The following is a 15,101-nucleotide window of genomic DNA, read 5'->3' as shown; positions in this document are numbered from 1 at the left end:
GTATTTGCCTATTTTGTATATTTTTTATCCGCTTTTTCCCTTGCTTTTTATCGAGTTTTAACGTTTAGGTTTTTATTTTTTTATAATCTCCTGATGTTCTTAGGGCTATTTTGGGGAGACAAAAATGCTCTGAGCGGGCCGTTCTGCCCTGGCCTAGCGATGTGAAGGGGGGCGGCGCAGCCGCAGACCGAGGCAGCTTGCTGCCGAAGGGCCGAGCAGACCTGCGAGCCCCGAAACGTAGCGCCGCAAGGCCGAAGGCCGCTGCGGAGGCCCCAAAAAAATCCCTCTCTAGCTATTCTACTAAAGAGGGATTCATTTATCTAGATGCTTAACTTATCAGCCAGCAATAGCCTTCATCATCAGGGCACAAATAATGGCCCCATAAGTACCTAAGGCATAGCCCAAAACGGCCATCAGTACGCCTACTGGCGCCAAGGCGGGACTAAAAGCAGAGGCCACAACTGGGGCAGAAGCAGCGCCCCCAACATTGGCTTGGCTGCCCACGGCCACAAAGAAAAATGGCGCTCGGATGAGTTTGGCGACCAAAAGCAAAACGCCGACATGCACGAGCATCCAGCAAATGCCAATGGCAAAAAGACCGAGGTTTTTAACCACTTCGCCTAGGTTCATTTTCATGCCGATGGTCGCCACCAAAATATAAATGAACAAGGAGCCCCAGCGGCTAGCGCCCAAGCCCTCTAGTTTTCGGGCGGGCGTAAAGGAAAGAAACAGGCCGTAGGTGGTGGCCAAAACGATCAGCCAGAAGAAGGCCGAAAGCAAAGAACTCAGGCCAATTTCATTCAGTGTTTTCTCAAAAGGTTTTAATAGCGGAACGATCCAATCGGCTCCGGCATGGGCCAAGGCTAGGCCGCCAAAGCCCACCGCCGCCATAATAAATAGGCTGTAGGTGCTTGGCATTTTGGCCACACTCATTCGGTAATCGCTCACCCGCTCTTCCAATTCCTTGATAGCCGAAGAATCGGCCTTGAGCCAGCGATCTACCTTATCCGAAATCTTGACGCCATAGAGCAAAAAGCCCATCCAGATATTGGCCACAATTACATCGACCACAATCATGGCGGCAAAAATATTATCGGGCACCTCAAAGACCTCTTTCATGGCCGTTTGGTTGGCCCCGCCGCCAATCCAGCTTCCCGCCACCGTAGATAATCCTCTCCAGAGCTCGTCGGGGCTCATATCGACCAAGCCGGGGAAAATATAGCTGGTGAGTAATAAGGCCGCTGGTCCGCCCAAAATGATTCCTACACTAGCCGCAAAAAACATAATTAAGGCCTTGGGGCCCAAATTGATAAGCCCCTTAATATCAATACTTAAGCAAAGCAAAATCAAACTAACGGGCAAGAGGTAGCGAGAGGCCATAAAGTACAAATTGGAATGCTTGGCCGTGGCCATATAGGCCGATTCTTCCAAATTGGTTTTTTCTTCCAGCCAAGTTTTCACGGCCTCATAGGTCCAGCTTCCCCAACCCTCTGGAGGGGCAATTTCGGCCGCTTTTAGTACGGCCTCCAGCGGCTCCTGCTCAAAATAATGCGGGGCAATTAGGCCCAGCGGATAATGCAAAAGGGCTGGAATAAAATAGCAGAGCAACAAAGAAGGCACAAAAGTATAAAAGCGCTTCCAGCCCTTGCTTTCTAGCTTTTCGGTAAAAAAGACTGCCCCTAAAACGACAATCAGCAGGCCCAAAACAACAGCCTCATTCGTAAATATCGGTTCCATTTTTCTTTTCCATTAAAGCTGACGAACAGCAAATTCTCCTAATAAGATTCCGGTGGCTACGGCGGCATTTAAAGACTCGGCCCCGCCAAATCTCGGTATACTCAGGGCGGTAGTCAATTGCGCCTGCAGCTCCTCCGATAAACCTTGGCTCTCATTTCCAATCAATAAGAAGGCGCCTTTTTTCAAGGGAGTATCATAAACATTTTCGCCCGACAAAAGCGCGCCATAGCGGGGCAAATCGGCCCAATCCTCAAATAATTGATTCAAGTCTACATAATGTACATTCACCCGCAAAAAGCTTCCCATACTCGCCTGAATCACCTTGGGGTTATACAGCTCTACACAGTCGGGACTACAAAAAATATTTTTCACCCCAAACCAATCGGCCATACGGATGATGGTCCCCAAATTCCCTGGATTTTGCAGGCGGTCCAAGACCAAAGACAAGCCTTGCTCCAGGCCCTCAATTGGGGGGGCTTCTCTTTTGGCCACCACCGCCAGCACCTTATTAGCTTGCTTGAGGCCCGACATCCGCTCCAGCTCCTTTCCGCTCAATCCATATTGCTCGGGCTCCTGCGCCCAATCTTCAAAGGGCAGTTCGGCCCAATATTCTTCAATGCCCATCAAGCCCTCTACCACAAAATGCTCTTGCAAAAGCAATTCTCGCACAATTTTTTCTCCCTCTACCACAAAACGCCCTTGCAAATCGCGCTGTTTTTTCTGCTGCAAGCTCTTAATGGCCTTCAGCTCATTTTTACTGATTCGTTTCATATATTTTTATTTTTTTGGGGCCTCCGCAGCAAAGCTGCGGCGCTACGCTTTGGGGCTCGCAAGCTTGCTCGGCCCTGCAGTTTTTTCGCTTCGCTCAAAAACTTTGGTCTGGCCCTGCGGGCCACCCCGCCGCATCGCTAGGCCGTTCGGCCCTTCGGGCCGCTAAACAGCTAAAGGAGTGCAACAAAAGATGTATCTTTAGCCCGCCCAAAGCAAAGGCCACAATCTACAAAAAAAAACGCCGCAATCTACCCAAAATATGGCTCCCTTTCTTCGCTCTTGGCCCCTCGGCCTGCTCTTTCCCCTGCTCTTGCTGCTTGCATTGGGCCAACATAGCTGCCAAAACCGCAAGTACCTCCGTGCCCACTCCAACCCTAAGCACAAAAAAAGAAGAGTCTATGAAGAGCAACTCTTGGTCAGTAATACGATCAAGCTAAACAAAAAAAAGAATAAAGATCGAGCCGATGGCGCGCTGCTCTGTGCCGACTCTATTCTGGTCCCCCAACAAAGCTATGAGCTTTCTGCCGAACAGCAGGAGCTTTTTGCCTATGAGCTCTTTTATACCCTGCGCCAAAAACCCAATCGGAAGATTCTTTTTAGCTACCCCTTTCTCTGGATTCATAACCGAGCCAAGGAAAAACGCATCAAGTACGTTTATGACCGCAATTATCGGCATCTAGACGAAAATGGCCAATGGAAAAAAGGCGGCATCCGCCCCGATTCGCTCAATTTTGTCCAAACCACAGACTCTAGCTATTTTAAAGATAATCGCTGGCGAAAGTTTTTGCGCAATAAGGTGGGTGAAGCCCCTAGTATATTTGACTCCGCAGAGGCCAAATATGCCGCGCTCTCTATGCAAAATTATCTCATCCAACAAGGCTACCTAGACGCTAAGGTGGGCTATCAGGTAGAGTATAACCGCTATAAGGCAAAGGTCAATTATTATTATAGTACCGGCCGCCCCCTCCTTATCGATACCGTCATCTTTGAATCAAAAGATCCACAAATTCATAAGATTCTCCAACAAACTAAGTATAAGTCTAAGCTCAAAGCCGGAAACCCACTAGCCAAATCGGCCTTTTTGGAGGAAAAAACCCGACTCACCTACGAAATCCGAAACCAAGGCTATCAAGAGTTCAACTGGAACTATATCGCCTTTGAAGCCGATACCGTCAATGCCGATACGCTAGATTTTAAGGGCCGCCCCTCCAAAAGTCCCCGAGCCAATATCTATGTCAATGTCCTCCCCCCTAGCGATAGTAGCCTGCACCAACAGTATAGTATCCACAATGTGTTTATCGTCCTCGATGAACCCCGACTCGAAATTCATAAAAGTAGCCGCAGCTACCAAATGGATAGTAGCTATGTGGTGCTTCGCCCCCCCAATAAAGGCCACCGCCAACTCTATCGCAGCGAACTCTATGAGGGCGACAGCCTAAATTATTGGACGCTCTTTGGACAGGGAGAGGAAAATCTGCTGGCCCGCATTTCTAACCAAAAGAATAGAAGCATTTTAGTCCTCGCTGGCGGAAAATTCCCCTATCTGCTTCGCCTTAGCCTCAAGGAAAAGGCTCCAAAAAATGCAGAATGGGGCAAGATCGAGCAAATCGCTCGCAACGAAATCAAAATTAGCTTCCCCAAAAAAGAAAACAAGAAATCTTTCTACCAAAACCGAATCAAACAGCAGTTCTATGCCGAAAACCCCCTCAATGGCAAAATCTATAAGCTGAGCTTCCACCCCTACCGCCAACGCTTTATTCGCAAATCCTATCAGGAGGTCCAAGAAATTAGCCCCACCGATATTCATATCCATACGGTCTTGCGCAAACCCGCCAAAACAGCTGAGACCGATTCTATTAAGATGGCCAAAGATATTGCTAAGCGCAAAAAGCAAAACTTTATCATTAAGGATGCGGCCATTTCCAGAAATGTCCAATTGACCAACGGAAGTATCTATAATTTTGATGCAGGTAAGGAGAGTATCGACCGCATCTCAGATCTCAATGTCTTTAATTTTCCTCGCCTAGAATATGTGCCCTCTAAATCTGGCCAAGCCAATGAATTAGATGCTTATGTATTTATGCAAAAAGCCCCCAAACTACAACTGGGGGTCGATACGGAGGTCAATACGGGTAGTAATAACCTAGGCGCCGCTGTTAATCTCTCGGCCCGAAATCGCAATATTTTCCGAGGAGGAGAGTCTTTTGCCTTTAATGTAGAAAGTGGTATCGATTTCCAAATCCGAAACCGAGATAGTGTGCTCAATAGTACCGAAGGCTTTCTCAGTTGGGTCAATCTACTCGATATTAGCACGGGTTTCGAGCTGAAGTTCCCCCGTATGCTGGGCTTTAGAAACTGGACCCTAGGCGTAGATAAACCCAATAGCAAGATTAACCTGAATTATAATTATCTCCAACAGGCCAGCGATTTCCGCATTAGCTCTTTTGATGCTAGCTTTTCCTACAATTGGCAAAAAGGCAAGCACCAAAGTTTTAGCTGGTCGCCCCTACAAGTCAACCTCACCCTCGAGCCCCAACTAGATGCCACCTTTAGCGAACGCCTAGCCGAAAGTAACCTCGGCCTTTGGCTCTCTCTACAAGAACGCTATTTTATTCCCGCTAGCAATTTTCAATATAGCCGAAGCAATATCCGCATCGCCAAAAATCAATTGGGCTACTTTAGGGCCCTGCTAGAAATAACGGGCTCTAGCGTCTGGCTGCTCGACCAAATCAATGGCAATAACGATATTCAGTTTTTTGGGATCCCCTACACCCAATATAGTAAGGTCGATCTGGACCTCGGCCACAATTGGCGCATCGCCAAAAAGTATAGTCTAGCTAGCCGACTCATGCTGGGGGCCGCCCTACCCTATGCCAATTCTAACCGCGTCCCCTTTAGCCGACAGTTTTACTTGGGTGGCCCTAGCAGTATGCGCGGCTGGAATATGCGCTACCTCGGCCCCGGCCGCATCCGAGCCGAACCCGGCGCAGAGTTCCAACTCGGCGATATTCGCCTAGAAATGAATACGGAGTTCCGTTTTATGCTCAATTCCTGGATCGGCGGCGCCCTCTTTGCCGATGCCGGAAATGTCTGGCTGATGAAAGGCATTGAAAGAGATTTTGCCGGCTACCCCTACAGCCCCGCAGAAAATGGCGCCATCGGCTGGGATTTTTGGCAAGAACTGGCCCTAGATGCAGGCATCGGCATCCGCCTCGATATGAGCTTTTTTATCCTCCGCCTAGATTTGGCCATGCAGGTCCGAAATCCAGCCGGCTTTGATGTTACCGACGAAAATGGCCAAATTCAACGTTATGGCGCAGATGGCCTACCCGTCTACTGGAATTGGGGCCGCCTCAATTGGGTGCTGGCCGTGGGCCAACCTTTTTAAGCCCCCTATTTCCATTTTCCAAACTTCCTTGTATTTTACATTTCTTTATATCTCTTCACTGCTAAATTATGATTATGAAGTATTACTGGATGCTCCCCTTACTTTTTGCCCTCTTTAGTTTTCTCCCCAATCAGCAACTACAGGCCGCCTCTTCAGCCATAGATATGGGCCATTTCCATCAGGAAACCGTACTAGGCCAAGGAAAGGGCAAAGGCAAAAAACTCACTAAAAAACAAAAGCGCCAAAAACTGCGCAAACTCCGCAAAAAGTACCGCAAAGAAATGAAAGGCCTTAGCAAAGCCGAAAAGAAGGCCTTTTTGCTCAAAAAACTAAATAGCGAACAGGCCCCCGAGCAAACACAGCTCAATATTCCCATGAAAAACCTCCTCCTTCTTGGCCTCTTACTTATCGTTTTGGGCGCCCTCTTTGGCCTGCTTGATATCGGGGTACTCGCCTCTATTTTTGGCTTTATCGGTGCCCTCCTCATTATTATCTGGCTCATTTTCCTCATTCTCGAAAATGTCTAAAGCCCATCACTAATCGCTTATTTTGCCCTCTTGCCTGCTGTGCTAAGGGGGCTTTTTTTGGGGCTGCCCCTTCCGCTAGGTTAAAACCCAGCGCAAAGCGGTATCGCTTTGCGAAGCTATACAAAATGAGGGTTGAAACCCTCATGAATTATCGGACGGGTCGGGCTGTCTCGCAGCTCGCTGATCGCTCGGCCCTTCAGCGCTGCGCGCTTCGGTCTGGCCCTGCGGGCCACTGCTGCCCATCCCTCAGCCTGCGGGCCTTCGGCCCTTTTGACTGTAGGTTGAAACCTACAGCAATAGTGGTATTGCTTCGCAATGGTATATGAATGAAGGGTAAAACCCTTATGGATTAAACGGCATCTAAAATTAAACAAAAGCTGCAGGGATTGGCCCAAAAAGAACAAAGCCCCAAACTTCCGTTTGGGGCTTTGAGTAGCTGGTTTTTATTCCTTCGGAAGGAGACTTAGTGTAAGCTCTTTTTTATTAAAGCTCGTTTTTACCTCCTTAATAAATGGATCATTTTTAATACTTGGTGAGATTAAATGCTCTGTTATTTTTATGTTGTAGCTTTCCGTCTTTTGCTCAGAGCTGTTAGCAGTGATTTTTCCTTTTATAATGAAGTCAAAGGTCTTCGAATTACCCGAAGTTGATCGGCTGGAACTTAGGTTAACACTCACAAATGTTGCAAGACTTGCGCCCACATCAATGGTGATATCGGTAGGTTTTTCAGTTACGTTCAATTTAACTGTTAAAATGAAAGAGCCATCAGTTTTTCCTTCATAAGTTGATCCTGTGATAGCTGCCTCATGGTAAGGACTCTTCATTTCACTCAAATCAGCTGATTTATCAATTGCTCCATCCCCAACAAAAACAGGGAAGAGTTGTTTTTGATCTAAGCTGTCATGCTGAAAGCGGAATTTTAAGCTTAAGGTATCAGTACCAGCTTTTTGCTGGTAGAAAGTATCAAGATTTTTCTTTATGAGCTTTAATGCTTTCTTATGAGAAAAAGGGTTTACATTGTCGGCGAAGTCTTTACCCTTTTTTATAAACTTTTTTACATAATCTTCCCAAAATGAACTTTCTTTAGCGGCCTTTTTTATCTCCTCTTCAATTTTCTCTTCAGGCTGAGTTATCATTTTTTCTATCGTACTGACCAATTCTGCAACTTGGCTGTCAACTTCAGGATAAGAAATAAGCCAGCTAACATGAAATTGATTTTCAGCAAGAAGAAGGATGGGATCCTTTTCTTTCTTCGGCAGAGGAATAGGCTGAAAAATAGCCTCTAGCTTAGTACTGTCTGCTAGAGCATGAATACCCGCTTTTTCTAAGGCCTGAACTGCAGCTTGATGCTGCTCTAAGTTGTTAATGCCTTTGTGTATCACTAGTTCTAATAAGAAGGCCTGCCAACTGCTAGCAACCTCTGAATAACTTAGTTTTTCCCCTTCTACTAAAGTCTCCTTAAAGGTTTGCTGAAAGAGCGTCTCCAATTCTGGAAAGTCCGATATCTTCAGGTTGTTTTGGGCGTTTCGCTCCAAGGTTTTTCTAGAAAAATAGCGATACTTGTATTTGGCTAACTTATTAGAAAAAAGATCTCTATACTCCTCGCTCCATGCTTGTATGATTTTTTGAAGAGGACTAGGCTTAACTGTTGCTAAAACTATAACGGAGACAAATTTATCATCAAAAGAAGTCCAACCTTGGATACTTCTTTTAGGAAATTCGTTAGCTATTAAGCCTTCTAATGCACTGTAATTAGTCATGGCATCGCCTAATGCAGTGTATATTTGGCTTAAGGTAACAGCCTTTAATTTAGAGATATCTAGCAGCATAATTTGTCCAATAAAGTCATTGGGATCTGCGCTCATTCCATTTAAAAGAGACTTCAATTGTTGGGAGTCCACTTTTACATTGGGATTTTTTTCAAGATAGGCAAGTTGTGACCTTAACTGAACTAGTCGCTCAGTTTTTACTGCTTCAAAAATTTCTCTAAGGGACTGTACTCTGTAGTTGGAGAAGCGAAAGCCACAATTCATAAATGCCTTATGTTCCTCTAGGCTTCCTTCCTGCTCTAAGCGTTCCAAAGACTGAAGTAAAGAATTTTTGATGGTCACTACTTTCACATATTTGTCTGCATAATAATCATTGGCCACTACTTGAGGAAAATAGCTAGGGGCTAAACAATTTGCAAGGTTAATGCTGTCATCCCATGTTAAATATTCCTCATCCTTCCATCTATTGATGCTATTTTTTTCCTCTTGTATTTTAAGGACTATATTCTTTTTCTCCTCCAACTCCTCCTCCGTCAAAAAGTCATCTTTGGCCAGGGCTTGGTCCAAAATGCTTTCTAGTTGCTGAGAGCTAATTTTCTTTAGTAAATTCTCTTCTTTGATACTAAAGGTATTGAACCAGTTCGCCTTGATTTGATCTTCTTGGCTGTATTTCTCTAAAATGGCCAAAAAGGCCGCTAGAAAGTCTTCAACATTGGTATCAATAGGAATCGCTTTAATCTCCTTATTGAGTTGTTTACTAAGTGGACCTGGAACTTGCTTAAAAAACAACATCAACTTTAAACGTAGCTCAGTAGGATCAACATCTCCCTTTAAAGATGGCTTTGCCCCAATTTTAGATGATATTTTTTTATGAAGATTGGCAAAAAGTTTAGACAGCAATCGTTTATACCGATCCTTCGGAATATCCTCCTGCTGAGCGCCTAGAAAACTGGCAATAATAGTCTCTAAGGCTGTTTTTTCCTTGGCCAGCTGTTTTTTATACAGTCCCAAAACTTTTTTGGCCTTTGTTAGGGCTGCTTTAAAGGATTGATATTCTGGGTCTTCAGGGCTGAGTTGAGCGAGCAGTTCGCTCAGGCTTTTATACTGCAAATAGCTTTCATTCAAAAGAGCTTGCTCTTGTTGGTAACTGTTTTTTGCCGCAATAATTTCCTTTTTGCTTTGCATTTTACTGGGATTAAGTAAACTAATAAAGAAGATAAGGATAGTGGCGAATGCTTTCATGTTATTTTGATTTTTTGTTTATAGGTCACTACCCCCCCAATATACAGTTTGTTTATTCCTTTTTTGAATAAAGTAGGTCGCTAAAGCATCTGTTTTCTGCTAAACCGTCTTTTTGCAGCCTAGAAGTTCATCCAAAAATGGCCGAAGCGCAGGACTTCCATTTGGCCTAGCGATGCGGCGGGGTGGCCCGTAGGGCCAGACCGAAGGCGAAACGAAGTGCAGCCTGAAGGGCCGAGCAGACCTGCGAGCCCCAAAGCGTAGCGCCGCAAGGCCGCAGGCCGCAGCGGAGGCCCCAAAACCTCCTTAAAAAAGCGGCAACAAACATAAAATGGAATTATTTTAGGCCTAACTCTTTCTTTAAAACTGTATAAAGCAGAAAAGATGTATCGGATCCTTATTCTCTTTTTGTTGGCGAGTCATTCGCTTTTGGGGCAGCAGTTTTTGGCCAAAAGCAGTGCCGAGCAGCAGTATGTGGCCCCTATTTATGAGCAATTATTGGCCTCCTTGCATTTGCCGCATCCGCCTAGTCTAAAAATCTGGCGGCAGCGGGCGAGCATGGCTTTTTATCAGGCCGATAGCAATTGGATTGTCTTGGACCAAAAAATGGTTCAGCTTTGTCAACAGCTGCCTCATGGGCAAGATGCCATGGCTTTTTTATTGGCGCATGAGCTCAGTCATCATCGGCGAGAGCATGGCAAAAGGCGAACGGCATTTGCGGCCAAAAGCAAGAATTTTCAGCTTTGGCAGCAGCAAGAAGCGCAGGCGGACCAAGAGGGGGCTTTTTGGGCCTATATGGCTGGATTTGATCCCTTGGCCCAAACGCCTTCGGGGCAAAACTGTATTGCTCATTTTATGGAAAAAGCCTATGCGGATTATCAACTTGCGGCCGATTTGCAGGGCTATTTGCCCTTACCCCTTCGGCAAAAGGCCTATGAGGGAGTCTTGCAACGGACCGAAGAGCTGATTCAGGTTTTTGAGGCTGGGCAGCAATGGGCGAGTTTGGGCGGCTATCTTCAGGCGGAGGCTTGTTATCATTATTTGATAGATAGTATGGGCGTTGCGCATAGTCAGCTTTTGCATAATATGGCTTTGGTCCAACTACAATTTACGGCCCAGGCCTATCCCGAAGCGCAGTTTTTTCCCAACCTATTGCACAACAACTGGAAGCGGCCCGAGCGGTTGCGGGGGGCAGGCATTTACCTCGGAAAATCGCCCAAGCAGCGGCTAGCCTTGGCCCTAGATTATTTTAGGCAGGTGGCCCAAAAAGAGAAAATGCCCTTAGTGAGTTATTTGGGCTATGCGCAGGCACTTTACCTCATTCATCAGGCCGAGCTATTTGAGCTAGAGGCCCAGCCCTTGCAGCGGGCCGAGCAGCTGCTCAAACTAGCCAAAGGGCAGGCCAAACAGCCCCTAAAGGCCTATATTCAGTTGGCTGAGGCGATCATTTGGAACGCCCAGGGGGAGTCGGAAAAAGCCTTGCTCCAGCTCGAGAAACTGGCCCAAACAGAGGCTAGAGAAATTCAGCAGTTGGCCCAGCTCAATCAGGCTTTAATTCAAAAGGAAGCCTTGCCCGAAGAGCTGCTCCTATTGCCCCAGCGGCGTTTATTTAAGAGCCAGCAATGGCCCGCCCAACAATGGATACAGCAATGGCCCTTAGAGTCCGTGGCCAAAAAGCAAAAAAACCTTAGCCAGCAACTTGGGCGGCCCATTTGCCTATACCAAAAAGGCCAGTGGAAACTTTGGTTATGGATGGGGAAAAAGGGAAAAGAAAACATTTGGGTATTGGGTCTACATCAGCAGCGGGGCCAGCAAAGTCGACAAACAGAATTTATGTTGTTGCGGCGTTTGGCCAAGGGCTTAGAGCGGCCCAAAGACAGCCCCGAGCTGCAATGGCAGCTGCTTTCGGAGGGCCTATTTTTACAGCTTCCGCAGCAGCGGCTCTACTATGAGCTAAAATCAGATAAAACCCTATTGTATCAGGGGCAATACTATCCCTAAGCTATTGCCAATCGACTAGCTGTCCGTCTTGGAGCTCCTGCATCTGCTTAGGCAGGGCGGCCAAAATTTCCTCCTTCAGAATTTTAATCCAGCGGGGTTTGGCAAAATTATGCAAATGGGCCAGGCTCACCTCTCGCAGTGGTTTGGGGGAAATTGGGCGAAGGCGGGGAGCTTGTTCGGCACGGCAGGCTAATTCGGGCAAAAGCGTAAAGCCCCCTTCTTGGTCCACCAAACGCTGCAAAGCCTCTAAAGAGCCACTATCAAAGCTAAAAGGCAGCCGTTGTTCTTCTTGCGGAATTTTACAAAGGTTGATCATTTGATTGCGGAAACAGTGGTCTTGTCTGAGCAGCCAAAGGCTTCTCCCTTTGAGCTCCTCGGCGGCAACAACTTGCTTTTTAAAAAGAGGATCTTGCTCATGAATATAGAGTTGAATTTCCTCGTAAAAAAGGGGAATGGTATGGATCTTGGCCTGTCGAAAAGGCGTGATTAAAATCCCTAAATCAACTTGGTCTTTTTTTAGGGCTTCGGCCAAGTCTCTAGTAGATAGCTCTAGCACTTCCAGCTTAATTTTGGGGTAATTTCGGACAAAATCCCCCACAAACTTAGGCAACAAATAAGGAGCTAGAGTGGGAATAATCCCCAGGCGAAGATGGCCCTGCAACTCATTTTTAAACTCGGCCAATAGTTCATGCAGTCGATCTCGTTCTCGAAGAATAACCCGGCTTTGTTCAATAATTAAGCGGCCCATTTCCGTGGGCACAATAGGTTGGCGGCTGCGGTCAAAGAGGCTAAGGCCCAGCTCTTCCTCTGCTTTTTTGATTTGCATACTCAAAGTGGGCTGCGTTACATAGCAGTGTTGGGCCGCGGCCCCAAAATGCCGATGTAAATCTACAGCGACAATATATTCTAGTTGGCTGAGTGTAGGCATAAAAAAAGTTTAACTAATTATTGAGTGATTTAGGGTTGCTTTTCTAAATAAAATTTGGCTTAAAAAAGATAAAGACTTCTTTTATTTTAAGTTGCAGACTATATAGAGTCCGTCTATATTTTTATCAAAAAAATCAATTCGATTTATTTAAACGGCTGACGTATTTTTGTGTTAGCAAGATAGAACGAAAGTCAAGGGCTTAGGCTCTGAACTAAATTAAGCTTTCGTAATTTTTGTTTGACAACTTAAAATAAAACTAGTATGAATCGCCTACTTTCAATCGGCTCTGAGTTTCCTCAATTTAAAAAGCAAGCAGTAGTTTCTCTAGAAAAGGGAAAAGAGTTTGCTGAGCTCGTTAATGACTTCAAAAATGAAGACAACCGCTGGACCGTTATGTTCTGGTGGCCCAAAGATTTCACTTTCGTTTGTCCTACTGAAATTGCTGAGTTCAACAAAGCCTTTGATGAGTTCCGCGATCGTGACACTACCCTAATTGGTGCTTCTACTGACTCTGAGTTTGTTCACTTGGCTTGGAGACATGACCATGAGGACCTACGTGGCTTGCAGTTTCCTATGCTAGCCGATACCTCTAAGTCTTTGGCTGAAGAGTTGGGTATTTTGGAAGCCAATGAGCGCGTAGCTTACCGTGCTACTTTCATCATTGATCCTGATAACGTGATCCGCTTTGTTAGCGTAAACGACCTTAATGTAGGCCGTAACGTAGAAGAGGTTATCCGCGTACTCGACGGTTTGCAAACCGATGAGCTTTGCCCCTGTAACTGGAAGAAAGGAGAAGCTACCCTTACTGTCTAATTGACGGTTTAATATATAGATGAGCTGCCTTCTCCTTTTGGGAGAAGCAGCTTTTTTTTCACTCCAAATTTAACAAAAATGCTATCTAGTACCCTAAATGATTTGTTGGCCGACCTTGGCCTAGCCGAAGATTATAGCAACCCTAGCCTAGAGCAACTGATTAAGGGCGAGTCTAAATATTTGCGTGATTTACGCATGAACCTCAAGGGTTTTCGCCGCTCTAAGGAGCTCAATGCCAAAGAGGTAGCGCTCATTAGCTTGGCTATTGCCAATGCTTTGCACAATACGGTTTTGGAAAAATCTTTCACCGCCCAAGCCAGAGAAAATGAGGCCACAGAAGCCGAAATTGCCGATGCCATTGCTTGTAGCTCTTTGCTAAGTGCCAACAATGTATTTTACCGTTTCCGCCACTATATGGGCAAAGATTCTTACGAAACTATGCGCGCAGGTTTGCGGATGAACATCATGATGAACCCCGTTTTGGGCAAAGAATTTTTTGAGCTCCTTAGCTTGGCCGTTTCTGCCGTAAATGGTTGCGAGGCTTGTGTAAAATCTCATGAAGCTTCTTTGTTGGGCCTTGGCAGCACCGAAGCCCGAGTATTTGAGTCGGTCCGCCTCTCTGCCGTAATTGCTTCTTTGTCTAGAATCATTTACTAAATAGGCGCTTTTTTGGGCTTATAGGCTTATTTCTCCCTTTTTTTAGAAAAAAATGGCCTATTTCTAAAAATAAATTTGGAAAGTCCAAAATCCCGTCTTATATTTGTGTCGCACTCAAAAAGAGGGCATCACTGGTCTGGTAGTTCAGTTGGTTAGAATACCTGCCTGTCACGCAGGGGGTCGCGGGTTCGAGTCCCGTCCAGACCGCAAAAAAGCACTAACGCAAGTTGGTGCTTTTTTCATTTTAAGCGGGTCTGTAGCATTTTTGCTGCGGACCCGCTTTTTTTGTTTCTACTGCTGATTTTTTGGGGCCTCCGCCTCCCTTCGGTCGTCGGCGCTACGTTTCGCAGCTCGCTATTCGCTCGGCCCTGCGGCCTGACGGCCTTGGTCTGCGGCTGCGCCGCACTGCTGCACATCGCTAGGCCAAATGGAAGTCCTCGCTTCGGCCATTTTTGGATAAAAATTTCAAACTTATTTCGCGTCTACAAATAAAGGTTGCCACCTTTAAGTAAACACAAAAAACAAAGCGATGAAAGCATTAGCCATTTTTCTCTTATCCAGTTTATTTTTTGGCCACCTAAATCTATTACAGATAAAGCAGCGAGAACTTTTTTTTGGCAAAGCAGCAGCAGTATGAAGAAGACACAGCCCTTTATGAAGAAACCCTGGCACAGTATCAAGAACTCTATGCGCTTTATCAGGAGCTTCCTGCAGAGGATTCCGATCGCCCAAGCTTAAAGGCGGCTTTGCTCAAGACCAAAGAGGGCCTAAAAGCCTTTAAGCCGCAGCCCAAAATGGATAAGGCCAATTTGGAGCAACTATTTTTGGCCCTTAAGGAAGAGGATATTCCCAAAACTGATTTTTTATTACAATTTGCTCAGAATGCTCTAGATTTAGCAGATAAAGCAAAAAGCCTAAAAAGCAATATTCAAAAAGACAAATGGCTAAGAACGAATGCTCTAAATCATTTGTATATCTGCTTTTCTCAAGGTAAAAAGCTCAAAGTTTGCCGTCTGATTGCAGCAGATATTAAGGCTTTAGTAGAGCAGGCAGACAACAAGCCGTCCAGTACATTTTTAGAAGAATTGGTCCAAATTTTTGAGCGTTATGATGCGGTAGAAAAGATTAAGAAGTATAGAGCTAAATCGCGCTTTATTGAGTCCACCATTGCGCCTTATGTCCTTTCCCCAAATCAACTAGAAAGCATTTTGGACCAAGCCCTGGCCAAAGATGACTTTTTGACGGAGGAGGAGTTGGAGCACTAGCTGTAA

The 15,101-nt window shown here is 45.7% G+C and carries 9 protein-coding genes, 1 tRNA gene and 1 pseudogene; 7 read left to right on the top strand and 4 right to left on the bottom strand.

Features of this window, described 5'->3' with window-relative positions:
* Window positions 1–336 precede the first annotated feature (336 nt).
* Together OP864_RS10770 and OP864_RS10765 are read right to left on the bottom strand one after the other, a co-directional pair.
* Window positions 337–1,737, bottom strand: a complete 1,401-nt coding sequence (locus OP864_RS10770; protein ID WP_270098196.1) for a DUF819 family protein — start codon at window positions 1,735–1,737, stop codon at window positions 337–339.
* Window positions 1,738–1,749: 12 nt separating this feature from the next.
* On the bottom strand, window positions 1,750–2,508 hold the full coding sequence (locus tag OP864_RS10765; RefSeq protein ID WP_270098194.1) for a TrmH family RNA methyltransferase: 759 nt from the start codon (window positions 2,506–2,508) through the stop codon (window positions 1,750–1,752).
* Between the two features lie 259 nt (window positions 2,509–2,767).
* Between OP864_RS10765 and OP864_RS10760 the strand changes: the two genes are divergently transcribed.
* Window positions 2,768–5,896 carry an outer membrane protein assembly factor gene (locus tag OP864_RS10760; protein WP_270098193.1) on the top strand — a complete coding sequence of 1,043 codons (3,129 nt, stop codon included), beginning with the start codon at window positions 2,768–2,770 and terminating at the stop codon, window positions 5,894–5,896.
* A 68-nt stretch (window positions 5,897–5,964) separates the two neighbouring features.
* On the top strand, window positions 5,965–6,423 hold the full coding sequence (locus tag OP864_RS10755) for a hypothetical protein (RefSeq protein ID WP_270098192.1): 459 nt from the start codon (window positions 5,965–5,967) through the stop codon (window positions 6,421–6,423).
* Between the two features lie 443 nt (window positions 6,424–6,866).
* Here the strand turns inward: OP864_RS10755 and OP864_RS10750 are convergent, their stop codons facing one another.
* Window positions 6,867–9,434 (bottom strand): hypothetical protein, encoded by a 2,568-nt coding sequence (locus OP864_RS10750; protein WP_270098191.1) that lies wholly within the window; start codon window positions 9,432–9,434, stop codon window positions 6,867–6,869.
* 381 nt (window positions 9,435–9,815) lie between these two features.
* Here OP864_RS10750 and OP864_RS10745 point away from each other — a divergent pair, with 381 nt between their 5' ends.
* On the top strand, window positions 9,816–11,432 hold the full coding sequence (locus OP864_RS10745) for a M48 family metalloprotease (RefSeq protein ID WP_270098190.1): 1,617 nt from the start codon (window positions 9,816–9,818) through the stop codon (window positions 11,430–11,432).
* 1 nt (window position 11,433) lies between these two features.
* On the opposite strand, the gene OP864_RS10740 is transcribed toward OP864_RS10745, so the two are convergent.
* The gene (locus tag OP864_RS10740) at window positions 11,434–12,360 is read right to left on the bottom strand and encodes a hydrogen peroxide-inducible genes activator (protein ID WP_270098189.1); all 927 of its coding nucleotides are present in this window, start codon (window positions 12,358–12,360) and stop codon (window positions 11,434–11,436) included.
* Between the two features lie 261 nt (window positions 12,361–12,621).
* Between OP864_RS10740 and OP864_RS10735 the strand changes: the two genes are divergently transcribed.
* The 4 genes and pseudogenes from OP864_RS10735 to OP864_RS10720 all read left to right on the top strand — a co-directional run.
* Window positions 12,622–13,173 (top strand): peroxiredoxin, encoded by a 552-nt coding sequence (locus tag OP864_RS10735; RefSeq protein WP_270098188.1) that lies wholly within the window; start codon window positions 12,622–12,624, stop codon window positions 13,171–13,173.
* Between the two features lie 78 nt (window positions 13,174–13,251).
* The gene (locus OP864_RS10730; protein WP_270098187.1) at window positions 13,252–13,830 is read left to right on the top strand and encodes a carboxymuconolactone decarboxylase family protein; all 579 of its coding nucleotides are present in this window, start codon (window positions 13,252–13,254) and stop codon (window positions 13,828–13,830) included.
* 133 nt (window positions 13,831–13,963) lie between these two features.
* Window positions 13,964–14,037, top strand: a tRNA-Asp gene (locus tag OP864_RS10725).
* A gap of 322 nt (window positions 14,038–14,359) precedes the next feature.
* A pseudogene (locus tag OP864_RS10720) lies at window positions 14,360–15,089 on the top strand (hypothetical protein); the annotation flags it as partial.
* Window positions 15,090–15,101: the final 12 nt, after the last annotated feature.

The sequence above is a fragment of the Saprospira grandis genome, assembly GCF_027594745.1.
Classification (GTDB): domain Bacteria; phylum Bacteroidota; class Bacteroidia; order Chitinophagales; family Saprospiraceae; genus Saprospira; species Saprospira grandis.
Note: the sequence above shows the minus strand (reverse complement) of the source record. Positions and strands in the feature narration are given on the sequence as shown.